Source organism: Polaribacter litorisediminis (assembly GCF_019968605.1).
GTDB classification, from domain to species: domain Bacteria; phylum Bacteroidota; class Bacteroidia; order Flavobacteriales; family Flavobacteriaceae; genus Polaribacter; species Polaribacter litorisediminis.
The window spans coordinates 4,302,517-4,326,702 of the sequence record NZ_CP082966.1 but is presented as its reverse complement, the minus strand read 5'-3'; the positions used below and the strand labels follow the sequence as shown (position 1 = coordinate 4,326,702).

The window sequence follows — 24,186 nt, the reverse complement described above, 5'->3', positions numbered from 1 at the left end:
TAGCTTGTAAAAAATAAGCCGTAAAACTACCTTTTCAACATCCAAGAAGCAGGATTCAATTTATATGTATTTTTTAACAAGACAAAAATCAAGGTTGTTTTACCGCTAACTTTATCCGTAAAAATCCTTCCTATTTTTTGACCTGTAGTTATTTTATCCCCTTTTTTAACATAAGCATTTTCTAGATGATTATACGATGTAATATAATTTCCATGTCTAATCATTACATTTTTAGTTCCGCCAGACCCTACTAATATATTTAAAACTTCCCCATTAAAAATGGCTTCCGCATCACTTCCCTGACTCGTAACAATATGCAAACCTGTACCGTTAATTTCAATACCAGGATATAAAGGATGAGACTGCTTCCCAAACTTTCTAACCACAATACCCTCTTGAACAGGCCAAGGTAATTTTCCTTTATTTAGTTCAAATTTTGCCGCTAAAGCTTTTGCCTCCGGACTTAAAATAAACTCATTCTTTTTGCTGTTTTTAGGTTTATTTGCAACTTTCTTATTGGCTTTAGCGATGGCTTCTCTTACAATTTTATCTATTCTTTCTGCTACTATTTTCTCTTCTCTTACGTTCTTTTTAATCTCTCTTTTGTATTTTCCTTCTTTCTTTTTGATGGTTGTAATTAAACTTTCTTGCTGTTTTTTGTCTGATATTATTGCATCTTTTTGATTTTTTTCTACGAAAATCAATGTGTCTTTTACACTTTTTTGATAGCGTAAAGAATCGTTTAATTTTGAAATAAAATTTGCTTGTACCAGAATCTCTTCACCCTGTTTTTTTCTGAATGAAGCATATTGTTTCATATACTCTAAACGTTTATAGGCTTGATAAAAATTTTGTGAAGACAATAAAAACATCATTCTGCTTTGTTGTGATTTACTTTTGTAAGATTTGTAAATCATCGATGCGTAATCTGTCTTTAAAGCCTCTAAATTTTTCTTAAGATTTTCGATTTTTCTCTCGTTAGTTTTTATTCCTTTAGACAACAGTTTTGCCTCTAACTGAATAGTTTTGATCAATTTATTTCTTACCTGAATTTTTTGATTGATATCTTTTAAATCTTGTAACGCATTTTCTTTCTTGCCTATTTCTTTAAAAAGCAACTTATTATACCTTGTAATTTCATTTCTATATTTTTTGCGTTGCGCCTCTAATTGCTCTTTTGTTTGACTAAAAGAAGCGTAACTCATCAAAAAAACAAGTGCTAAAAAAATATTAAATTTTAAATTCCCCATTAAAACTTCAATTGTTTATAACCCCTTGGTATGCTAAAAGGCATTTTTACATCGGTATCAAAAATAACAGTTTTATATATAAAATCGATGGCTGTGACTCTTTTTGGATTCTTTGCTCTGATGTGTATTTGTGACGGAAAAACTTCATTATCAATTAACTTATAAGAAGGATATTTGATATCTAAACGTACGTTTTTATCAGAATTCACAACAGATTGTTGGTCTAATTTAAAGTGAGAAGGATTGATATTAAAAAAGATATCATATAAATCTGTTTGCTTTTCTGGCGATAAAACATAGCTATTGCTTACAATTTCTACATTTTGTTTTTCTTCTTTAATGTTTAATAAAGACTGCCCTAAAAATAAATTTTGTAATTGCTCAAAATTAATCTTCACTCCTAATAATTCTTCTATCATAGAGAAATCTCCTTCAAAATAATTCTTAAAAACTGACGAATAATAACGCACAGAAGTTGGTGTAATTTCTGCTTTAAAAAGTGTAATAATTTTAGTTCCTCTTAACCAGATAACTTCATCTTTTATAATTTTCATGCTCACAGACAAACTTTGATTCGTTTTTTCATTATCAAAATTAACCTTCAATTTTGCATCTATTGTTTTTCGATCAAAATTAGCAGCTATATGTTTTCTTGCTACTTTTCTTGCAGACATCTCTTTAGCAATAGCCTTAGAATTTATCATATTTTTTGTTGTTTTACAAGAAGTAAATATCATTGTAAAAAGAAATGCATATTTTAAAAATTTCATAGATTAAATTTTTAATTTTTTAGCCCTTTGCTTATAATTATTTTCTTCTTTTTTATTCCCTAATCCTTTGTAGGCTTTTGCAATTTCTTTGTAAAAATCAGCTTCCATTTTATCTTCTATCACAAAATCGATTCCATTTTGTAATGTAAGTAATGCATTTTTATAATTATTCTGATCGTTAAGTGCTTTTCCTTTCATTAAATATACATAGGGTTGTGCCGGGAAAAGAGAAATCCCTTCCTCACTATACTTCAATAAAATTTCGGGTTTATCATAAGAAATTTTTAAGATTTGTTTTAAAATTAAATATGATTTATCTTTATTAAATTGATCGGTTAAAGGCCCAATATCTTCTAATTTTATTTCTTTCACTAAATTAGATTTTCTTGCTTCTAAACTTTCTTTAAGCCGTTTCAAATTTGAACTTAATGCATATTCACTTTCTAAAATATTCATTAAAGAAATAGCTTCTTGATATTGCCTGTCATAGACAAAAAGCCTCACCAAAAATTCTCTTTCATTTGGTTCGTTCGCTACTATTTTCTGCTGAACTTCAATAGCCTTCTTATAATTTCTATCTTTTTGATAAATTTTTACAAGATGCTTTAACATCCAAATATTATCAGGATCTTGCTCTAAAGCTCTGCTGATATATTCTTTGGCCAATAAACCATTATTTGAAAACAAATAGTTCTTTGAAAACTCGAAGAAAACCGCCACATCATTTGTTAAAAGCTGATTACAATTTTCTAAATTCTCAATGGCTTTTTGATAATTTCCTATTGATTTTTGCGATAACGCTTTAAAAAAGAATTGTTGAAATTTTAATGCTGCTTCCTCTGTTAAATCTTTTGGTGCTGCAATACTATCTTGAGCCCCCATATTTAGAGAGCAAAGAAAAAAGAAAAAAGAGAAAAGAGCCAATTTAAAATAATCAAATTGCCTCTCTTTTCTAATTTTACGATGCGTACTCTTAAAATTCATTAGGTTAATTCTGTATAGTCACCAATACTTACAGAGGTGTATTGACCGTTATACTTGGCATAATTACCAATCATAGCTTTATCTAAATGAGCATTATTTATGGTAACATTCGTCTGAATTAAAGAGTTGGTAATTATCGATTTTGTTACTGTACTATTTTCTCCAATCGATACATACGGTCCTATTTTACTATCTTTTAAAACAACATTTTTACCGATGTAACAAGGCTGAATAATTTCTGAATTTTCTAAAACTACATCGCTAGAAACTAAATCGTTACCAGCATCCTGTTCAAATACTAATGTTTGTTTGTTGGTGTCTACGGTTGGGTCTTTCTTACCACAATCTAGCCATTCACTAACTTTACCAGGAACAAATTTTGCACCTTGTTGTTTTAAAGATTCCAATACATTGGTTAATTGATACTCCCCATTTTCTTTTAAATCATTGTCGATTAAATACTGAATTTCTTCCAATACTTTTTCGCCACTTCTAAAATAATAAATACCTATAATGGCTAAATCAGAAACAAATTCCTTAGGCTTTTCTATAAAATCTGTAATAATTCCGTTTTCTAATTTCACGACTCCAAAAGCACTTGGGTTTTCAACTTCTTTTACCCAAATAGCGCCATCTGAATGTACATCTAACGTAAAATCTGCTTTAAATAAAGTATCGGCATATGCCACTACACAAGGACCACTTAATGACTCTTTTGCACAATAAATTGCATGTGCAGTTCCTAAAGCTTCATGCTGTATATATACAGAACCTTTAGCGCCAAGTTTATCAGCAATATGTAATAATTGCTCTCTTGTATCCGCCGGAAAACCTTTAGCAGTAGTACCTATTACAAAAGCTATTTCTTCTATTTTTTCATCAATCACAGAAGCAATATCTTCTACCAAACGTTGTACTATTGGTTTGCCGGCAATAATTGTTAAGGGTTTAGGAACTGTAAGTGTATGAGGTCTTAAACGAGAGCCTATACCGGCCATAGGGACAATAATTTTCATAAAAATCTATAAATTTAATTTGCAAGATAGCAATTAATTAAGATATTCTAAAAATTGTTTTCGGTAAAATGGAAAGGATTCAAAGTAGGTTTAAAATTATATATCTTGCCACATAGAAGAACATACAATGCTTACTGTTTATAAAGATCGTAGACGCTTCTTGCTCGCACTATCTTTAGACTGTAAATTGGTACTTGTAAAATATTCAACTCTAATTAATTATCAACCTATAAATGATGTAAAAATCTAAATTAACGCTTAGGTTTTTTGTTTCTTTGCAAAAAATAAAACGTGTGAATTATTTATCTGTAGAAAATATTTCTAAATCTTACGGAGAGCGAGTACTTTTTGAAGACATCTCCTTTGGAATTAATAAAGATCAAAAGGTGGCTTTTGTTGCCAAAAACGGAAGTGGAAAAACTTCTATTCTAAATATTATTGCTGGTTTAGATGTGCCAGATTCTGGTCAAGTAGTGAGTAGAAAAGGAATTAGCATTGCCTATTTGGCTCAAAAAGATGATATAAATCCTGATTTAACAATTGAAGAAACCATTTTTGCAACCGATAATAAAATTCTGTCTATTGTAAATCAATACGAAAAAGCCCTAAAAAATCTTGACAATGCAGATGCTTACCAAGCGGCATTTGATTTAATGGATCAACATAATGCTTGGGATTTTGAAACTCAATACAGACAAATTTTATCAAAATTAAAATTAGAAGATTTAACTTTAAAAGTAGGATCTCTTTCTGGCGGACAAAAAAAACGCCTTTCTTTAGCCATTGTTTTAATAAATAAACCTGATTTATTAATACTAGATGAACCCACGAATCATTTAGATTTAGAAATGATAGAATGGTTAGAAGCTTTTTTTGCAAAAGAAAAGATTACACTTTTTATGGTAACACATGACCGTTATTTTTTAGAGCGCGTCTGCGATGAAATTCTAGAATTAGATGAAGGTAACATCTACAAATACAAAGGAAATTACTCTTACTATCTTCAAAATAAAGAAGAACGGTTAGCTTTAGAAGCTACAAATTTAGGCAAAGCTAAAAGTTTATTTAAAAAAGAATTAGAATGGATGCGCAAGCAACCAAAAGCAAGAACTACAAAATCGAAATCTCGAATTGATGATTTTCATCAAATTAAAGATAAGGCACATCAGCGGAGAAAAGACCATACAATTCAGTTAGAAATTAATATGGAACGTTTAGGTAGCAAAATTTTAGAGCTCCATAAATTGCAAAAATCTTTTGGCGATAAGGTTATTTTAGACCGATTTGATTATATATTTAAACGAGGAGAACGTATTGGTATTATTGGTAAAAACGGAACAGGAAAATCTTCTTTTTTAAATATTATTACCGAAAAAGCTCCTGTAGATGGTGGTAAAGTTATTATAGGAGAAACCATAAAATTTGGCTATTATACACAAGCCGGCATCCATATTAAAGAAGGTCAAAAAGTAATTGAAGTGGTCAAAGAATTTGGAGAATTTATTCCGCTTACCAAAGGAAGAAAAATTTCTGCTTCTCAATTATTAGAACGTTTTTTGTTTGATAAAAAGAAACAATACGATTTTGTTGATAAACTCTCTGGTGGAGAACAAAAACGTTTGTATTTATGTGCTGTTTTAATACAAAACCCTAACTTTTTAATTTTAGATGAACCTACCAATGATTTAGATGTAGTAACCCTAAATGTGTTAGAAAGTTTCTTGTTAGATTATCCCGGAAACCTCCTGGTAGTATCTCACGATAGATATTTTATGGATAAAATTGTTGATGCCCTTTTTGTTTTTAGAGGAGAAGGTGTTGTTGAAAATTTTCCAGGAAATTATTCAGATTTTAGAGCTTACGAAAATTCATCAGAAAAAGAGACAGAGACCGAGACAAAACCGATAGAAACAAAAATCGAGAAAAAGGTTGAAAAAAAGAAATCAAAAAATACGTTAAGCTTTGACGAAAAAAGAGAATTTGGTTCTCTAGAAATCGAAATTGAAAGACTCCAAAAAAGAAAATTAAAGATCGAAAATCAGTTTTTAAATGTAGAAATTCCTACGGATGATATTCCTAAAAAATCGAAAGAATTAGCGAAAATTGCGGATCAATTAGAAGAAAAGGAAGAACGATGGTTAGAACTTTCTATGAAATTAGAAGATTAGAACTAAACTTAAGGAAATTTAACATTAAAGGACCTCAAAGGTTTAAAAAACCTGTGAGGTCTCATATTCTTTACACACTAACAATATCTTTACCTTCAATTAAATCTTCGTTATTAAAACGTAATAAAATTTGCGCTACTGCAATGGTATCTTTTTCGCAATAGGTAACAATTCTTTGTAAGTTTTTTTCTTGATAGTACACGTGCGCAACCTCACTGCCATCTATATCATCTTTTGGAGACGGAATTCCTAAAATTGATGTGAGTAATTTTAAAGATGTATAATGCTTATAATCTCCAAATTTCCATAATTCCAATGTATCTAAATGAGGAACTTCCCATGGTTTCTTTCCGAATAAATTTAGTTTTTCTGGTAATTCTATTCCATGAATAATCATTCTTCTTGCTATAAAAGGGAAATCGAATTCTTTGCCATTATGCGCGCATAAAACATTACTTTTCTTTGAAAAATGTTTGTCCAGTATTACTTTAAAATCGCTTAAAAGTTGGTGCTCATCATCACCAAAAAAAGAAGTAATTCTTAACTGTTTATTCACCTCTGCGTTTACAAAATAACCTACAGAAATACAGATTATTTTCCCGAACTCTGCCCAAATACCAGCTCTGTCATAAAACGCTTCGGCTGTGAACTCATCTTTTCGTTGATATTCTGTTTTCTTCTCAAAAAGTGCTTGAGTTTCTTTTGAAAGTAAGTTCCAACTTTCTGCTTCAGGAACAGTTTCAATATCTAAAAACAAGATGTTATTTAATGCATAGGTAAGATTCATAGCGTTTAAATTTTCTTTTCTATATAAATATACTGAAAATTAAAAAGCCCCAAAAATTAATTTGGAGCTTTTAAGTTACAAAGAAGATAAAATATTATTTGATGACTAATTTAGAAGTCGCCATTTTTGTTCCTTCCTTTACTTTTAAGATATACAAACCAGCAGAAATCGAAGAAACATCTACATCAGATTGAACACCAGAAAGGCTTTTAGAAAGCACTTTTTTTCCTAATACATTAAAAATTGAAATCTCTTTTGTGTCCGAGCTTTTACTTTTAACTGTAAACACATTGTTTGTAACAGGATTTGGGTAGGTTGCAAAACCTTGAATAGTATTATCTTTTACAGAAAGAACTCTCCTACTTGGTGGTTTAACTTCATAAGTTCCGTCACTTTTTCTTTGAATAGATTCTGTATCTTTATTTCCATTAATATTTTCATCATACTGAATAGTAACACCAAAACCATCTAACAGACCTGAATCATCATTATCACTGGTCCCATACACCAATACATCAATTAGATTTGTTGTGGAAATAGGCGTATCTACTGGAAAGTCTGCTTCATCTCCTTGATAAACTGCCACTGCATCTGCCCCATTTTGAACCTTATTATCTGCTCCCATATCGATATCAGTTCCTGAAGCGATAGCAGTGGTTGCTAAAACAAATAAACCGTTTGCATCTGTAGTCCTGCCATCTAAATCATAGGCAGCATAACTTTGGTCATCACTTCCATTAAACAAAACGACAACGTAACCATCCAAAGATGTATTAGGTGTCCATAACAGCTCAATAAACTCCTCAGTATCTGTCCCTGTCTGATCTGCATCTACCTCGTTAATAACAATTTGACTATAAGTCAAAGACGTTAATAATGCTAAAATTAAAGTAAAAATGTAATTTTTTTTCATGTGATATATATTTAAATTTGAAATTAATAAGAACAAAGCTATAAAAATAAACCACTTTAAAGGTTAAGTAATAATTAATTTACCAATTTCGGCTAATTAATTGAAAATTAGTTTTTTTAAGGTTAAAATTTTAGTGATTTGTTGATTAATGATTAAACAATTGTTAACTTAATAAATCATTTCACGGTAACTTTAGCTATTCAGGTTTAAATCCCTATTTTTGACTATAACTTATAATGTAATTCCATGAAAAAAAGTGATATTAAAATTTTATTGGTTGATGATGAACCTGATATTTTAGAAATTGTTGGTTATAATTTGAAAAATGAAGGGTATCAAGTTTTTAAAGCAGAAAATGGCCATGAAGCTATTAAGTCTGCCAAAAAGAATTTACCTCATTTAATATTATTAGATATTATGATGCCAGAAATGGATGGTATAGAAGCTTGTGAAAAAATAAGAAAAACAAAATCTTTAGAAAATGTAATTATCGCTTTTTTAACAGCTAGGGGAGAAGATTATTCGCAAGTTGCTGGTTTTGAGGCTGGCGCTGACGACTACATTACCAAACCTATAAAGCCGAAAGTTTTAGTAAGCAAAATAAAATCTTTATTGAGGAGATTAAAAACTGAAAAAGAAAGTGAAGAAACCCTTAAAATTGGCGATATCGTTATTGATAGAGATGAATATGTTGTTTATAAAGCTGGAAAAAAAATTGCACTTCCGAGAAAAGAATTCGAACTATTTTCTCTTTTAACCTCTAAAATTGGTAAAGTATTTAAAAGGGAAGTTATTTTAGATACCGTTTGGGGAAATGAAGTTGTTGTTGGAGGACGAACTATTGATGTGCACATTAGAAAATTACGAGAAAAAATTGGTGATGACCATTTTAAGACAGTAAAAGGTGTTGGCTATAAATTTGTTTTATTAGACAAATAAAATATTTTCATTTAAAAAGTTATTGATTCTTATAATTTGAGACTAAAAAAAACATATTCTTACGCTCTTTGGTCAGCAGTATATTTAACACTACTTTCTGTTTGTATTGCTTCGATATCTTATTTTATTATTAGTAAACATCTTGGTATTTTTACCATCCTAATTTCTATACTTGCTTTATTTATAATATCATTCTTAATTATCCAATATAGAGCTGAACACTTTATTTACAGAAGATTAAAAAAACTGTATAAAGAAGTTTCTATTTTAAATATTAATGATTTAACAAGAGATTCTGCCACCACAGACATTGATAAACTATCCAAAAGCATGCAAAAATTTGTGGAAGGCCAACGTTTAGAAATTAAAAATTTAACCGAACGAGATTCTTTTAGACGCGATTTTTTAGGCAATGTGGCACACGAACTTAAAACACCGCTATTCACAGTTCAAGGATATATTTTAACTCTAATAGAAGGCGCCATTAATGACAAACAAATACGAATGAAGTATTTGGATAGAGCTAATAAAGGTGTTGAAAGATTGGTTGCTGTAATTAAAGATTTAGATATGATTGCTAAATTAGAAAACGAAGGCACCAAACTAAATATTGAAGTTTTTAATTTGTTAGAATTAATTCAAAATGTATTCGACTTATTTGAAATGAAAGCAAAAAAAAGAAATATTTCATTAAAATTTGATAAAATTTATGAATTTCCTGTTTTTGTAAAAGGCGATATTGAAAAAATAGAACAAGTTCTTATCAATTTAGTCGTAAACTCCATTAAATACGGCAAACCTAATGGAACTACCTTTGTAGGCGTAGAAAGTTATAATGATAAAAAGTTTATTCTTAAAGTTATTGATAATGGTGAGGGTATTAAAAAAGAACATTTACCACGCTTATTTGAACGATTTTATAGAGTAGACCAAAGCAGATCACGAGAACAAGGCGGCTCTGGTTTAGGATTGTCTATTGTAAAACACATTGTAGAAGCTCATGGTAATACCATTTTACTAAAAAGCACCTATGGTGAAGGTTCTGAATTTTCATTTACCATTGATAAAGCCCTTTAATTTTACAAATTAGCGTACATCGAAACCAATATCTTTTCTGTAATTCATTCCGTCAAAATGAATTTTATCGATGCTTCTATAACTCTTTTCTAAAGCTTCTTCAATCGAACTTCCTAAAGAAGTTATCGCCATTACTCTACCTCCGCTTGTAAGTGTTTTATCGTCTTTAAGAGTAGTTCCTGCATGATACACAATAGATTCCTCTATCGTTTCAAAACCACTAATTTCTTTATTTTTTTGATACGCTTCAGGATATCCACCAGAAACCAACATCACTGTAGTGGCAGTTTTATCTATTACAGAAAAAGACTTTTCGTGCAATGTTTGGTTTGCCACACCTTCAAACAACTCAAATAAATCTGATTCAATTCTCGGCAACACAACTTCAGTTTCAGGATCTCCCATTCTAACATTATATTCAACCACAGAAGGATTACCATTGTCGTTCATCATTAAACCAATAAAAATAAACCCTCTATAATCTATGTTCTCTTCTTGTAAACCTATGATTGTGGGTTTTACCACCAATTCTTCTACCTTATTTAAAAATGCTATGTCTGCAAATGGAACAGGAGAGATTGCTCCCATACCACCAGTATTTAAACCCGTATCACCTTCGCCAATTCTTTTATAATCTTTTGCAGACGGAAGAATTTTATAGCTTTTACCATCCGTCAACACAAAGACAGATAATTCAATTCCTTTTAAAAACTCTTCAATAACCACCGTAGATGATGCATCTCCGAATTTTTGATGAGACACCATTTCTTTTAATTCTTGTTTAGCCGCATCTAAAGAGTTTAAAATTAACACTCCTTTTCCTGCTGCTAATCCGTCTGCTTTTAACACAAATGGAGGTTCTAAAGTTTCTAAAAACGTATACCCTTCTTCTAAATTATTACTTGTAAAAGACTTATATCTTGCGGTAGGTACTCCGTGTTTTTGCATAAACTGCTTCGAAAAATCTTTACTTCCTTCTAATAAAGCGCCGTCTTTTTTAGGACCAATTACAGGAATATTTTTTAAGGCAGCATCCGCTAAAAAGAAATCATGAACCCCTTCTACCAAAGGAACTTCTGGACCTACCACAACCATTTTGATATCATTCTTTAAAACAGTTTGTTTTATTGCTTCAAAATCAGTGAGACTTAGATGAATGTTTACCGCAATTTTAGCTGTCCCTGCATTTCCAGGAGCAACAAAAAGTTGATTAATTTTTTTGCTTTCAGATAATTTTAAGGCAAATGCATGTTCTCTTCCTCCAGATCCTAAAATAAGTACGTTCATGTTCGTTATATTATTGTGTATGCAAATATATTTTAAAATAATTAGGAAACTAAAATCCCCACTTTAAAAAATATTTAATTGCTGATGAGAGGTGTTTCAAAAATAGATTCGCATTTCTTAAAGAACCCTGCTTTAAAATATGAACTATTTCTACTTTCGGAAAATATAATTTTTTCTTTCCCAAATCATCAATCTTTTTACAAATGTCTACATCTTCCATGTATAAAAAATAGCGTTCATCAAAACCGTTTAGTTTCACAAAATCATTCGTTTTATATAATTGAAAACATCCTGTTAAATATTGAGCAAAAAAAGGCTTAGATAAATCTTTTTCTCTATATTCTCCTTTATATATTATTTTTTTGAAAATAGGTTTTAAAAAATAAAATCTTCTTACAACGAGTTCAATAACGTTTGGATATCTTCTGCAGGAATATTGGTGAGCGCCATTTAGAAATAAAACTTTTGGCGCTATCATTGCGATATTTTTATCTTTTTCTAATTCTAGAATTAAATTAGGAATAACATCGGGTTTAAAAGAAACATCTGGATTTAACACCAAATGAAACCCTGAGTTATTTTTTAATTCTGCTATAATTTTATTATGCGCAGGTCCAAATCCTATATTCTGTTCATTTCCAATGTATTCAATTCGGTCATCATTAAAAACAAACTCAAAAAATTTAGTAGGTGTATTATCAATTAAATATAGTTTTTTTTCAAAAGGTATATTTAAAAAACAATCTATTGTATTGTGTAAATCAGGCAAACTTTCTTTAAATAATACTATTGCTCCCGTTAAAATTAAGTTATGTTTCATTTAATATGCTTTATCTTCTTGCTTAAAAAGACTGATAAAAGTTTGAGATATTATTTTAATATCTAAAAAGAAAGACCAGTTTTCGATATAAAAAATATCTAATTTTACTCGGTTTTCTATATCAGATTTTTTGATAACCTCTCCTCTATAACCACTAATTTGAGCTAAACCTGTGATACCTGGTTTTACTGAATTTCTAACCAAATAATTTTCTACTTCATTTATATATTTTTTGGTCTGGATATTTATATGAGGTCTTGGCCCAACAACACTCATATTTCCTATTAAAACATTAAAAAATTGTGGTAACTCATCTAAGCTAGATTTTCTTAAAAAAGTACCTATTCTTGTAATTCGCAAATCATTTTTTGATGCTGAAAGAACATCAGCCTCTTTATTTACTTTCATTGACCTCAGCTTATAACAATAAAACTGTTTACCATTTAAACCATCTCTTTTTTGCTTAAAAAACAAGGGGCCTTTAGAATCTATCTTAATAATTATAAATAGTATAGGAAAAAGCCAAGTTAAAATAAAAACAGAAACTATGACTGATAAAAAAATATCTAATATCCTTTTTAATATATGCGTTTCAATTTTTTCGAAAGGTAAAGGTTTAGGCTTTAAAATTGGAGTTGTCCCAAAATATTCTAGAATATAATTTTTACTATATATTGCTTTGTTTTCAGGTAAAAATCTTAATTCGAGTTTTTTTTCTTCTACAAATTTTCTAATCTTAATTAATTGATTCGGATTAACTTGAGAAAGGTCACAATAGATTTCATCAATTTTATGATCCTCGATGTATTTAAACCCATCTTTTGAATACCCTAAATAATTATTAGAATTATAAATTTTATCTGAAAAGAAGCCATAAAAACGATAGCCTAGGTCATTTTTATTATGAAAAAGAGTATCTAATTTTTTTGCTGAACTAAGTTCTCCAAAAAGAACAACATTTCTAAAATTATTACCTTTAGACCTATATTTTTTAAGAAGATAAAAGATAAAAAATTTGAAAAATGTAACAGAACCTAATATTAAAAACAAAACAAAAAGTTGGTTATCAACAATTTTACCTTCTTTAAAAATACTAAAGTAACTTAAATAAGCAAGTGAAAAAATAAAAAACTGCGACAATAAAAGTGAAACTAATCTGCTCACATGTGTATACCGATACACATTGTAAAACTTAGTATAGTAAGAAATAAACAACCAAAAGCTTAGAATATAGGAAAGAAAGGAAAAATTAAGATATTCTCGATCTGAAATAATATAAACAACACTATTAATGAGCAATAAATCTATAAAGATTATGAAAGGTCTAATGAATATGGAATTTTTTTGTCTCACAAACTAAACTTTTTTCTGTTACTAAATAATAATGATATGATGATAAAAAATACCATTCCTCTTTGTCTCCATAAAAATGATTCTGTAATACACACTACTAATATTAAAATTATAAAGGATAATAAAAAATAATTTTTAAGAATAATTGCATCTTTTAGCACTGAAAACAATAGCATTAAAAGTATACTAAAACCGACAACACCTAACTCTGCAAAAACTTGTAGGTATTGATTATGATAGTTATAATTCATAAAACCTGGGTACAAATTATACTCTTTATATTTGTCGTTTAATGACTTTTGAGAATTATTTAATCCAAACCCAAAAAATATTTTTTTCTGCTCCTTTAAAATTTCTATAAATGCTTTTGTTTGAAATAGGCGCAAAGCAGCACCAGTCCATAAATAAACGTGTCCAAAATCTTTTGTATCTATGACCTCATTTATTTTTGTTTTTTCAAACTCTACTTTTATGCGTTTTGAGAGATTACTGGAGGCAAATAAAAAAAGAATTATAATTCCTGAAATAAAAAAAATATCTTTCCATTTTACTTTCTTATACTTTTTTCTTTTAAAAAAATATAAGAGCGTAACTATAAACGTTATTGAAATAATTAATTTAGAAGAAAGTAATATTAAAAAGAGACCTAAAAAAACCAAATAAGAAATTTCAACTTTTGATTTTTCTTTTTTTCTAAGAAAAAAATTAATTCCTAAACTTACAAATACAGATAAATAAATTGCATTTAAATCTCCTAAATTGTTACTTAACTTGTGATAAAACAAATAACTGATATCGTCATTTTGAATACATTTTATGGCAGCAATGAACAAACAGTAAACACTATAGAAAACTAACAATTTAGAAAAAATTCCAATTATCTTTTCTTGGTTAAATGGCTTATTAGAATTTAGCAAGAACGCTATCGGTAATGCTAAATAAGATAAAAAGCGCACCAAACCTATTTTAGTATTCTCTAAATTTTCTGTCCAAAACAAAGAAAATAGGCAAACTGCGTAAAAACTTATCAATAAAATTGATATTCTATTAAATTTAAACGTTGGTTTGTTGACTATATAATTAATTAATGATGCTAAAAAAAATAAAATTACCGCATTACTATTCAATGCATGACCCCCTAAAGGTAATGTCGCTAAAACTAAGATTAAGAATATCTCTGAAACATTATAATATTTAATTTGTTGCAAGACATTCATAAAAGTACGAGAGATAACTTCCATTTATTTTATTAATATCATACTCATTCTTAATTTTTAGCATATTATTCTTAATTTTTGTCTGTTCAAATTCTTTACTTTTACGTGTTAAATAAAAACTTACATCTTCAGCATTAAAAAAATAATATGCGTTCTCTTTAAGAACTGCTTTATTAAAGATATTATTGTGTGCAATTATTAAATTAGTAGAACCCATAGCCTCTAACAAAGAAGGGTTTGTACCTCCTACTGAATGCCCATGAAAATATAGATTACAAAAATATCTTAACGAGTTTAATTCACTTTTATTATAAATACTTCCAAGAAAAATTATTTGACGATAACTTTTAAATTTTTCCTTTATTCTTTTTCCAAAATTATTGATCGTATAATCACCAATAACTAAAAATGGAGTTTTACTTTTACTTAAAACGACACCATCTAAAATAGTTTCAACATTATTCTCTGGTTCTATCCTAGCAATTAGCATGTTATATTTTAGTTTCTCCAATTGAAACTTATCTAAAACGTTCTTATCTACATCAGCTACTATTTCACTTCCGTAAGCTATAAACTTAGAGTCTTTTTGATATTTATTATCTATGTATTTTTTAATTCCTTCTGAATCCGAAACAAGAAAATCACTGTGTTTTACCGCTAATCTCTCTGCAAATTTCAAGAATTTTTTAACAAAAAAAGTGTATTTGCTCCTTTTCCACTCTAAACCATCCATATTGGTGATAATTAATGGTTTCTCTGGAAAAAGAAAAGACCAAACAGAACTACTTGTATAGCCTAATTGTAAAATAATATCTAAATCTCTTTTTTTTGTATCTAAAATACAATTTAAATCATATATGAATTGACCGATTGTACCCGTTCTATTTTCCGGATCGTTGCAATGTATGATGTGTACTCCTTTAAATAATTTTTCTTTGTAAGGATGATTGGATGAGTTATAAACATAAACTTCACAATTTTTTTCTACCAAAAAAGTAGCTAAATATTCTGCAAATTGTTCAAAGCCACCATAATGATTTGGAATACCTCTAGTACCTATGATTCCTATTTTCATTCTACTTCCAATTTTTTTTCAACATCAATACTAAAATATAACAGTATTCCTAAGATAAAAGTATATATATCCATAACATTATAAATACCTGTTATAATTAAAGTTGTAAATACATAATACACAGCAATACCGCCTATTAAATTATAAATGACTCTTTTCTGAATAAAACTTGCTTTTTTGTAAGAATATAAATACAGTGCTACTAAGAATACCAAATAAAATAACAATCCAAAAACGCCTGTTTTAAAAAAGATGGTCACATAACCGTTGTGTAAAATAGGTATATACCTCATGTTTTCTGATCCCAAAGGCGCATAAAATTTCAAATCTACCAGCGCTCCAAAACCTTTACCTATTGCAAAACTTGAAAATGTGTTCATTTGATTGATTGCCATACTAGCTTCGTAAGCGCGCCAACGGTCCCATAATTTTGCATGGTCTTTTATGTCTATACTTTTAACAGGTAAAAAAATTTCTGCGGGGGCTACTTTCATTTTATATAAAAATGATTCTATTCCTGGTTTATCTCTTTCAAATTCTCTGCTAAATAAATACGCATAAAATAAACTAAATGACACTAAAATTAAGAGACCATACTTTATAGCTTTCTTCGTTATAATTAAATAACTATAAGAAGCTAACAAAAAAATAACCAAAGCAACAATCATTGTTCTTGAAAAATAGAGCGAAAAAGATATGAAAAACACGATTAATATGATTCTCTTATACAACTTGTTATTGATGATCTCCAGCTCTTTATACTTCTTAGATATCAATAAAATAACCAGCGAAAATATTTCTATTTGATTTGATATGCCTGCAACATTTCTAATATTACTAACAGATGCATTGCTAAAATCTACTAAAAATAGAACTTTTAAGATATGGATTACAGCAAAAACAAATGAAACTCCTACAATAATTTTTAAAATACTTTTAAAATTATTAATCTTTTTAGAAACTAAATATCCCGCCAAAATTGCCGCTATGGGTCTTGTAAAATAGGCTAAATCTTTTATCCAATCATAGACAACATAGTTGTTAAATAAAGAGGATATACATGCTAAAACAACAATACTTGCAAGAAATAATACAATAACAACTAAGTCTTTAGATATTTTAGAATAATAAATAAAAAAAGTGATTATAAGTAATAAATAATTTATTTCGAATATTGAAATTGAAATTAATGCTAATAGAATTAGAGAAAGGTATGTTTTATGTGTACTAATTTTTAACAATAAAATTCATTTTTTATAATTTTAATAGCGTTAAAATTATTCTTAAAACTATTGTAACTTTTGAATAAGCGAATATACATTGCTATATTAAAAATTTTTATGTTTTACCAATTAATTATTTTTGATTTAGCATAATTATATGGCGTTTAAACTAACTATTTTTAAATACAGTTTTTAAGTTTTCTTTTTTATAATTGAAGTTAAAACTTTAGATGATACCTCCCAGTTATAAGTATCTTTTATCAAAGTTTGAATTTTATTTAAATGAACTGGGTTTTGAGTTTTAAGAATTTTACTTAAACTTTTTGTTGTTGCATCTAAATCATTAAAATCTATAAAATACGGACTAAAGAAATCAAAATCTTTCATGGCTGTTCTATTAGAACAAAGTACTGGTATTCTTAAAGCAGCTGCTTCTAAAGGCGGAATTCCAAAACCCTCTGCAAAAGTTGGATACGCAAAAACTTTTGCCGCTTGATAAAACAATAACAAATCACTGTCTGAAATATTTTTTAAGATGTGTACCCTCTTTTTCTGCGCTGCACTTAAACTTGCAATTAAACTGATAAGCTCTTTATTATTCAAGGACTTTACACCAATAAATACTATTTGGGTATTCGTTTCTTCTAAATCAAAAAAAGCTTTTAATAAACCTTGTTGATTTTTTCTAGGCTCTATTCTACTTACATAAAGAATATAGTCTTTAATTCCGAATTTATTTTGAATATAATTTATCGCATCTTTCTTGCTATAGGATAGAAAAAAACTTTTATTTACACCATTAGGTGTTATTAAAATTTTTTTGTTTCGAAGTTTATAATATTCTTTTATCCTTTCTTTTGAATAGTTAGAGACCGTTAATAAAAAATCTGATTTTTTGGCACTATACTTAAATAAAAAGTTTCTTTTTAATCGATATTGATACGAAAAATACGCTTTAAAATCATTAAATAAAACATCATGAATTGTAACGATATATTTACAAGATTTACTTTTTAAAAAAGGAATTACATATTGAAAATGAGCAAAATCGAACTGTTGTTCCTTAATAATCTTTGGTATTTCAAAAAACATTCTTAAAACCCTACTAGACTGCTGAAAATAGATAAATCGAATGTTTTTAAATTCAGAAAATTCTTTTTCAATACTTGGATCTTTAAAACATCCAAAAACAATTAAAATATCTGGATTCTGTGCAGCAAACTCCAAATATAGTTCTCTAATATAGGTCTTTGTCCCTTGATGTTCTTTATTTAATAAGTAACCATCAACGAATATTTTTAAACCTTTTTTTGTAGACATAATTAATTTTCAAACAAATTTCGGCTAAAATACTACTTACTAAATTAAAATGCTTCGCACTAAATAATTTATATCCTGTAATGAGTTTTATTTCCCTTGATGTATTAAATCCGATAAAATGAACATAAGAGATCTTTGATAAAAAAATAATTTTTTTCCCCAGATTATGAATTCTTTTGCATAAATCCACATCTTCTACGTACATAAAAAAATCTTCATCAAAACCTCCAATTAAATTCCAATCTTTTCTTTTTATCATCATAAAAGATCCAGAAACCCAATCAACTTCGTAGCTATTTTTATCAAATTTACCCGTTATAAATTCCTCTCTTTTTTCATTTAAATTTGATAACCTTATCAAATCTAAAGGTTTTGGGAATTTACCCACAGAAGATGTATACTGCCTATCTGCATTGAACATATAAATTCCGACAACCCCAATTTCTTCCTTTTTAACCTCCTTAAGAACTGGATAAATATCATGTAAAAGAATCGTATCATTATTTAATAAGAGAATATTATTTCCGTTAGAATACTGAACACCAAGGTTATTCGCTTTTCCAAATCCTAAATTCTGCTTTTCTTGAAATAATTTTATTTCAGGATAATTTAAGGTAATATATTCTTGACTTCCATCGGTAGAATTGTTATCAACCATAATAATTTCATAAGAAAATGAAGAACAATGAACATAGATTGATTCTAAACAATCCTTTAAATAATGTTTGCCGTTATAATTTACAATAATAATTGAAAGTTGCATATATAATTTTGTATCCTCTTTTTATCCTAATGAATCTTTTTCCATGAAATCTTGGGAAACTACTATGTTAATTTCTTGTCAATAAATTTTAACCTATCTGTAGTTGTGCTATTTATCATTTGATAATAACGAGTATTCTACCCATGAATTAAACTCCATAACAAAATAAATTCCGAAAATATTTTTAAGTTTTTTTTATATTGACAGTAATATTTAGATGATTCTTTTCACCATTCCTAGAAAATTTTTAAGTAAGGTAATCGGGTTTTCTCTAAAAGCATTGGCTATTAATAATTTTCTATTGTAGTTTGGAGTATTTCTTCCGAACATTTTTAAGGCCAAGTACCTTACAATCATATTTTGTTTTCTTTGCTTTTGATACGGCTGCATTAGCGCTACTTCTTTTAAACTGTGTTCTGCATGAATACGCAGATACCCTTCTAAAACCGCATCATTGAGCAATTTTTCACCTAATCCTGTTCTCGGGATGATTAAACTTTTTCCGTCTTTTTCCTCAAAAGAAGGATAACCGCTTTTAGAGGATGCCCAAGCATCGGCAAAAGTAATATCTGCAAACTCTCCTGTGCCATCTGGACATATTTTGCATCTAAATTGTAAATAACGATTCAAGACATTACCCCAAGAATCATTGTAAGTCATTTTTTGAACCTTTCCTTGTTTATCCTTCACCTTAAAATATCCTGGCCATCCGTCTCCTCGATATCTTAATTCAGAAATATTTTCCTCTTTTAAATTAAATCCTTGTATAAGTTTTTGTGTTCCTTTCTGACTCGGAACACCGGCACACATAAAAGATAATAAATACTTTATATTACTTTTCGCTAGCTCATTATTTTTCATATAATTTCTGACCCCTACGATATCACAAGGTTTACCAATTATGGCTATTTTTTGATACTTTTTAACAATACCAACTAAATCTATTAATGTTGCAGAAGGTGCATATCTTGATCCTGAATTATTTAATACTTCGCTCGCAGTTCTGCTTACTTTAAATTCATTTAAATAGGGTTTAGATTCATTAAAACCCATATGAAGAACGCAATCTACCTTTGAGGAATCTAATAAATAAGAAGCCAATGCCGTTAAACCGCCACCAGAAGATCCAGAAAATCGTTGTTGAGCATCTGTAGCATACCCAGAATGAATAGAAATATAAGGTCCTAAAAAACTATCGTATCCTTTATCTTTTATTGATTCGTTGTGCTTCGTATTAATTCCAGGGCAAATTTTTTCAAATAAATCTTCTTCATCAGAATTTAATTTATAAGAACCCGATGGTCTTAAAAATCCTTCTTCATTGAACTTAATTTTTATGTTCTCTTTACCAAAAACAGCTTCGCAAAGACCACAACCTGTGCATAAATCATTTTTTATCACTACGTCTTTGAGCATACTAACTTAATTCAATTTTTAGTAATTTTCTTTGATTACTAGCAATCAAAAGATCTTTAGTTTCACTTCTTACATGTACTTTTTGCATAATATTTTCAATGACCTTGCTAATACCTTCAGTTTTTAAATCACTTATATTTATTACATGATCTTGTTGATTAAACATGCTAAAAGTACCTTCAAATTTATAGCTATAAGCCAACCCTATTGTAGGCACAGAGGTAGATAAACCCGCAATACAGGAATGCATTCTAGACCCAATAAAAAAATCTGTTCCTGATATAATTGCTTTTAATTCTTGCGCATCATGATCTTTATCAACATATGAAAGAGACTCTTTTAAAGCGTTTTTCTTTTTGATAATGCTTTTAATTGCTACGAGATCATCCTCACTTTTGGGATCTTTTTGATTGTATACATGGGGTATTAGTAGCACTTTAAAACCCTCAGTAATTAATCTATCGATTAAATCAGATATTAATGTAGGATAACTTTCATACTGACCTTTTAAATTTTCATAATTATTTAAATACATTAAACCATTTATATTTATTCCGATAGTATTATTTTGAACTTGCATACCCACTGAAACCTTGTTAACATAAACTGCCATATCAATTGAGAGTTCCTTTTTAACGTTTAAACTATCTATAAAATCATAGGCTTTGGTGTCTCGAACATATAATTTATTCAATCTTTTAAGAATATGTCCTCCCAGAAATTTACCAACTTTAGAGCCAAACGGCCCAATTGTTTGTGGTAAAAAAACTAATGGTTTACCTAAAAGCAAGATCAATTTAGAATCTGAAAAATGTCTTAAAATTCTTTTTAATCCATATAAATCACTAAAACTATCACCCTCGTTAATGTCAAACACGATATCATGTGTACCAATAAAAGAGGTAACTTTCGAAGTTGGTTTAATTGCAAAAATAATGTGTAGATAAGCCTCAAAAAGTCCCTTTAAAACTTCTTTTTTTGAAAAATAATTTACGGGTACATTTATCTTTGCATCGTTTACATTTAATGAGAATATTTTACTTTCTGCTTCCCCAATACAAAGTAAATTAATCTTTGCGTTAGGAAAATTATTTTTCAATAATGTTATTGCCCCTATTCCCAAAGCATTAACACCCTTATTATCACTCTCTAATGAAGCGCCTAGAAGTAGAATATTCTGATACATTCTGTATTAATTTTTTAAATTTTTTATCATCATAAAATCCATTTAAATTGATGGTAACATTCTCTATTACTAAATTTATAAAGTTCTTAACTCTTTTACTTTTTCAAAAACAAAGTTAAAGAATATCGTCCTTAATTTTTTTGATTAATAAGTATCTAATTGTTGATATAATTTTCGTTTTACATAGAAAAAATATCTAAAGAAACTATAAACATATAAAATAAAGTATGCTGCTATTAACCCATTCACACCAAAATAATACGTTAGTATGATTCCAAATATAGTTGATATCATAATAAACTCTATATGATATTTTGTTTTTAATTTTTGATCCTTTTTCAAAACCATTATAACGGCTAATAACGAAGAGAACATACAAATAATATTAATAAATAACAAATACACTAGTGGCGTAAAAGACTCTAAATAGGCTTCTTTATCAAATACAATTAACAACAATTTTTTACCAAATAAAACACAAAACACTAAGAACACTGCATTTATTCCAAAAACTCTTAATGCAAATTTCTTAAGAACTTTTTTAAGTTTCCGTGAATTATTTTGTGCGTCTAAAAACTCTACATAGCCAACTTGAATTTGTGAAACAGAAACTAAAAGTAAAATATTAGAAATTGAATAGGCAACTTGATATTTTGCTAATACTTCTGGCGATAATAGAAATGAACCAGCAACTGTTGGTATCATTAAATATAATGGTGTAGAAACCATGGAAAATCCATAATACTTTAAATCTTTAAAGATTTTTTTTAAATGATATGTTAATTCCTTTACTCTTAAGAAAGGTACCTTAATTTGATTTAAAAAGTAAATATACACCATAATATGCACTGTAATAATACCTGTTAAATAGGTTGTAATATCTTGATTAAAGAAAAAAGATACCCCCAAGATTACTACAATTAGGGAAGCTGAAATTAAATTTATTGCAGCTACAATAAAAATCTTTTGTTTTACCTGAAAAAAAGATAAAATCATATTATATACACTGGTTTCAAAATATAACTTTATCAAAATAAGCATAGCTAGAACTTTATTCTGCAGGGGAATCAAGCTTGTCAATATCAATATTACGAAAAAAATTAAAAGAGAAAGCTCTAAAAAAAAAATTGAATTAAATTTTAGTTTTTTTTTACTACCAGAATTTACAAGAAGATACTCGCTAAAACCAAAATTCGAGATTAATAAGACCAAACTAAATGCATTTATATAGGCAGAATAAGTACCCACCAATGTTAGCGGCATACTCCTTGCCAGTAAAATTAATAGCAAATAATTACTACCTCGCTTTAATAAATTTGAAAATGTAAACATTAAGTTTTACAATTTTTTCTTATCGATGAAATGGTTTATGTTTATTTAAAAAACAGATAGGATGGTTAAAATTATATCGCTAAAAGACACATTAATATGGAATTTTGTTAAACTAATCTAAACAATGAAGCAGTAATCTTGTGGAACTTTCTGGAAAAACTCCTTATTTCTAATAATTTAAGAAAGAAAATTAAAACCCATAAAACCTTTGCTCCAATACTACTAAGAATATTTTGATTCCTTATTTTTTATAGTTCTTTAAATACTCATTTAATTGTAATAATAACAAAAACAAAATCATTAAACCTACACCCAAGGCAGCTAATAAAAAAACATAGTTTTTAGTAATCCCTTTAATTTCATAACCAATTGGTTGAAAATTTGAAATCACATTGATTACTTCGTACTTATTAGATTTTTCTAAAGCTATATCTTCTAAATTTTTATTAATTCTTTTATTTGTTTCAAAAAGCTCTAATTCTTTTGCTGTTCTGCTCTCTCCTCCTAAATCAATACTAGTTCCAGATGTTTCCTTTTTAGCCTCCTCTATCATCACCTGCATATAAACTTTTCTCAAAGAATCTATTTGAGCTAGGTTTTGACGATACATAGAATCTGTTCTATTTAAATTTTCATTGGTCAATTCTTTTATCCGCTCAAAATACTTATTACTGACAACTGATGAAATAATAATATCATCTAACTTTCTAAAAACATTATTTTTTTCTGCTACAACTTTTATTTTATGAATTCTATAATCTAAATCTGTAAAAGAGAGCTTGAAATCTTGAAAAGTGTAACTTCTTACAGTTGCGGTATCTACCTCTAATATAAACTCATTATATGCGTTTATGATATCAGTATCATTTATAATGGGTTCAATTTCAAATTTCTTAAGAGAAGCAGCAGTTTCTTTATCTATTTTAAAAGTGTTTTCTAAACTAATAGTATCTTTTTGTTTTACTAAATCATTGTAATAATTCACATTATTATATAATTGTCTAGCACTTTTAAAGTTTGGCTCTACTAATAAATCTGAGCCGTACACTACTGGTTTTTTAGTTTCGATAAACAACCCAATGATCAGTCCAATACATCCGGCAATAGCAATCTTTATTAAATTTTCTTTTAAAAAGATTAAAATCAAAATAAAAAAATCAAAGATGCCTTTGAATATGCTTCCAATAAAATTGAATAGTCTAGAAAAACCTTTTCCAATAATTACAAATAAAGAGCCTAAATCTACTTCTTCTTCGTTATTGTTCGTTGGTTGGTTGGTTGCCATAGGTT

General features: G+C 28.4%; 21 protein-coding genes. 3 read left to right on the top strand and 18 right to left on the bottom strand.

Going from position 1 to position 24,186, the window contains the following annotated elements:
- Positions 1-26: 26 nt before the first annotated feature.
- From K8354_RS18525 to K8354_RS18510, 4 genes are read right to left on the bottom strand one after another with little or no spacing between them, the layout of a single operon-like run.
- A complete protein-coding gene (locus K8354_RS18525; protein WP_223444314.1) occupies positions 27-1,250 on the bottom strand; it encodes a murein hydrolase activator EnvC family protein in 1,224 nt (407 codons plus the stop codon).
- Positions 1,250-2,020 (bottom strand): lipoprotein insertase outer membrane protein LolB1, encoded by a 771-nt coding sequence (gene lolB1, locus K8354_RS18520; protein WP_223444312.1) that lies wholly within the window; start codon positions 2,018-2,020, stop codon positions 1,250-1,252. Before lolB1 ends, K8354_RS18525 begins: the two co-directional genes overlap by 1 nt.
- A 3-nt stretch (positions 2,021-2,023) precedes the next feature.
- Positions 2,024-3,004, bottom strand: coding sequence for a tetratricopeptide repeat protein (locus K8354_RS18515; protein ID WP_223444310.1), 981 nt, complete (start codon positions 3,002-3,004; stop codon positions 2,024-2,026).
- Positions 3,004-4,020 carry a sugar phosphate nucleotidyltransferase gene (locus K8354_RS18510; RefSeq protein WP_223444308.1) on the bottom strand — a complete coding sequence of 339 codons (1,017 nt, stop codon included), beginning with the start codon at positions 4,018-4,020 and terminating at the stop codon, positions 3,004-3,006. The genes K8354_RS18515 and K8354_RS18510 overlap by 1 nt, the downstream gene beginning before the upstream one ends.
- Positions 4,021-4,313: 293 nt before the next feature.
- Between K8354_RS18510 and K8354_RS18505 the strand changes: the two genes are divergently transcribed.
- On the top strand, positions 4,314-6,188 hold the full coding sequence (locus tag K8354_RS18505; RefSeq protein WP_223444306.1) for an ABC-F family ATP-binding cassette domain-containing protein: 1,875 nt from the start codon (positions 4,314-4,316) through the stop codon (positions 6,186-6,188).
- A 70-nt stretch (positions 6,189-6,258) separates the two neighbouring features.
- Here the strand turns inward: K8354_RS18505 and K8354_RS18500 are convergent, their stop codons facing one another.
- Together K8354_RS18500 and K8354_RS18495 are read right to left on the bottom strand one after the other, a co-directional pair.
- Entirely contained in the window at positions 6,259-6,975 is a 717-nt protein-coding gene (locus K8354_RS18500; protein ID WP_223444304.1) for a 3'-5' exonuclease, read from the bottom strand.
- A 94-nt stretch (positions 6,976-7,069) separates the two neighbouring features.
- Positions 7,070-7,888 (bottom strand): T9SS type A sorting domain-containing protein, encoded by an 819-nt coding sequence (locus tag K8354_RS18495; protein WP_223444301.1) that lies wholly within the window; start codon positions 7,886-7,888, stop codon positions 7,070-7,072.
- 246 nt (positions 7,889-8,134) lie between these two features.
- On the opposite strand from K8354_RS18495, the gene K8354_RS18490 reads away from it, so the two are divergent.
- Positions 8,135-8,827, top strand: a complete 693-nt coding sequence (locus K8354_RS18490; RefSeq protein ID WP_223444299.1) for a response regulator transcription factor — start codon at positions 8,135-8,137, stop codon at positions 8,825-8,827.
- Positions 8,828-8,863: 36 nt separating this feature from the next.
- Entirely contained in the window at positions 8,864-9,904 is a 1,041-nt protein-coding gene (locus K8354_RS18485) for a sensor histidine kinase (RefSeq protein ID WP_223444297.1), read from the top strand.
- Positions 9,905-9,913: 9 nt separating this feature from the next.
- On the opposite strand, the gene purD is transcribed toward K8354_RS18485, so the two are convergent.
- The 12 genes from purD to K8354_RS18425 form a co-directional block, all read right to left on the bottom strand.
- On the bottom strand, positions 9,914-11,191 hold the full coding sequence (gene purD, locus K8354_RS18480) for a phosphoribosylamine--glycine ligase (protein WP_223444295.1): 1,278 nt from the start codon (positions 11,189-11,191) through the stop codon (positions 9,914-9,916).
- Between the two features lie 49 nt (positions 11,192-11,240).
- Positions 11,241-12,011, bottom strand: a complete 771-nt coding sequence (locus K8354_RS18475) for a glycosyltransferase (RefSeq protein ID WP_223444293.1) — start codon at positions 12,009-12,011, stop codon at positions 11,241-11,243.
- Entirely contained in the window at positions 12,012-13,364 is a 1,353-nt protein-coding gene (locus K8354_RS18470) for an exopolysaccharide biosynthesis polyprenyl glycosylphosphotransferase (RefSeq protein WP_223444291.1), read from the bottom strand. It lies immediately after the preceding gene.
- On the bottom strand, positions 13,361-14,605 hold the full coding sequence (locus K8354_RS18465; protein ID WP_223444281.1) for an O-antigen ligase family protein: 1,245 nt from the start codon (positions 14,603-14,605) through the stop codon (positions 13,361-13,363). Before K8354_RS18465 ends, K8354_RS18470 begins: the two co-directional genes overlap by 4 nt.
- Entirely contained in the window at positions 14,559-15,656 is a 1,098-nt protein-coding gene (locus tag K8354_RS18460) for a DUF1972 domain-containing protein (protein WP_223444280.1), read from the bottom strand. The genes K8354_RS18465 and K8354_RS18460 overlap by 47 nt, the downstream gene beginning before the upstream one ends.
- Entirely contained in the window at positions 15,653-16,897 is a 1,245-nt protein-coding gene (locus K8354_RS18455; protein ID WP_223444279.1) for an O-antigen ligase family protein, read from the bottom strand. The genes K8354_RS18460 and K8354_RS18455 overlap by 4 nt, the downstream gene beginning before the upstream one ends.
- 174 nt (positions 16,898-17,071) lie before the next feature.
- Positions 17,072-18,199 (bottom strand): glycosyltransferase family 4 protein, encoded by a 1,128-nt coding sequence (locus K8354_RS18450; RefSeq protein ID WP_223444278.1) that lies wholly within the window; start codon positions 18,197-18,199, stop codon positions 17,072-17,074.
- A complete protein-coding gene (locus tag K8354_RS18445; protein ID WP_223444277.1) occupies positions 18,165-18,962 on the bottom strand; it encodes a glycosyltransferase family 2 protein in 798 nt (265 codons plus the stop codon). The genes K8354_RS18450 and K8354_RS18445 overlap by 35 nt, the downstream gene beginning before the upstream one ends.
- A 213-nt stretch (positions 18,963-19,175) precedes the next feature.
- Entirely contained in the window at positions 19,176-20,378 is a 1,203-nt protein-coding gene (locus K8354_RS18440; RefSeq protein ID WP_223444276.1) for a Coenzyme F420 hydrogenase/dehydrogenase, beta subunit C-terminal domain, read from the bottom strand.
- 1 nt (position 20,379) lies between these two features.
- Positions 20,380-21,564, bottom strand: coding sequence for a polysaccharide pyruvyl transferase family protein (locus tag K8354_RS18435; protein ID WP_223444271.1), 1,185 nt, complete (start codon positions 21,562-21,564; stop codon positions 20,380-20,382).
- Between the two features lie 144 nt (positions 21,565-21,708).
- On the bottom strand, positions 21,709-22,896 hold the full coding sequence (locus K8354_RS18430; protein ID WP_223444264.1) for an oligosaccharide flippase family protein: 1,188 nt from the start codon (positions 22,894-22,896) through the stop codon (positions 21,709-21,711).
- Positions 22,897-23,137: 241 nt separating this feature from the next.
- Entirely contained in the window at positions 23,138-24,181 is a 1,044-nt protein-coding gene (locus tag K8354_RS18425) for a hypothetical protein (RefSeq protein ID WP_223444260.1), read from the bottom strand.
- Positions 24,182-24,186 lie beyond the last annotated feature (5 nt).

Coding starts and splice junctions, on each gene's coding strand:
- K8354_RS18495 (WP_223444301.1), bottom strand. CDS start 7,888: ATGAAAAAAAATTACATTTTTACTTTAATTTTAGCATTATTAACGTCT.
- K8354_RS18460 (WP_223444280.1), bottom strand. CDS start 15,656: ATGAAAATAGGAATCATAGGTACTAGAGGTATTCCAAATCATTATGGT.
- K8354_RS18440 (WP_223444276.1), bottom strand. CDS start 20,378: ATGCTCAAAGACGTAGTGATAAAAAATGATTTATGCACAGGTTGTGGT.
- purD (WP_223444295.1), bottom strand. CDS start 11,191: ATGAACGTACTTATTTTAGGATCTGGAGGAAGAGAACATGCATTTGCC.
- K8354_RS18475 (WP_223444293.1), bottom strand. CDS start 12,011: ATGAAACATAACTTAATTTTAACGGGAGCAATAGTATTATTTAAAGAA.
- K8354_RS18490 (WP_223444299.1), top strand. CDS start 8,135: ATGAAAAAAAGTGATATTAAAATTTTATTGGTTGATGATGAACCTGAT.
- K8354_RS18430 (WP_223444264.1), bottom strand. CDS start 22,896: ATGTTTACATTTTCAAATTTATTAAAGCGAGGTAGTAATTATTTGCTA.
- K8354_RS18435 (WP_223444271.1), bottom strand. CDS start 21,564: ATGTATCAGAATATTCTACTTCTAGGCGCTTCATTAGAGAGTGATAAT.
- K8354_RS18525 (WP_223444314.1), bottom strand. CDS start 1,250: ATGGGGAATTTAAAATTTAATATTTTTTTAGCACTTGTTTTTTTGATG.
- K8354_RS18510 (WP_223444308.1), bottom strand. CDS start 4,020: ATGAAAATTATTGTCCCTATGGCCGGTATAGGCTCTCGTTTAAGACCT.
- K8354_RS18450 (WP_223444278.1), bottom strand. CDS start 18,199: ATGTCTACAAAAAAAGGTTTAAAAATATTCGTTGATGGTTACTTATTA.
- K8354_RS18425 (WP_223444260.1), bottom strand. CDS start 24,181: ATGGCAACCAACCAACCAACGAACAATAACGAAGAAGAAGTAGATTTA.
- lolB1 (WP_223444312.1), bottom strand. CDS start 2,020: ATGAAATTTTTAAAATATGCATTTCTTTTTACAATGATATTTACTTCT.
- K8354_RS18500 (WP_223444304.1), bottom strand. CDS start 6,975: ATGAATCTTACCTATGCATTAAATAACATCTTGTTTTTAGATATTGAA.
- K8354_RS18515 (WP_223444310.1), bottom strand. CDS start 3,004: ATGAATTTTAAGAGTACGCATCGTAAAATTAGAAAAGAGAGGCAATTT.
- K8354_RS18465 (WP_223444281.1), bottom strand. CDS start 14,605: ATGGAAGTTATCTCTCGTACTTTTATGAATGTCTTGCAACAAATTAAA.
- K8354_RS18445 (WP_223444277.1), bottom strand. CDS start 18,962: ATGCAACTTTCAATTATTATTGTAAATTATAACGGCAAACATTATTTA.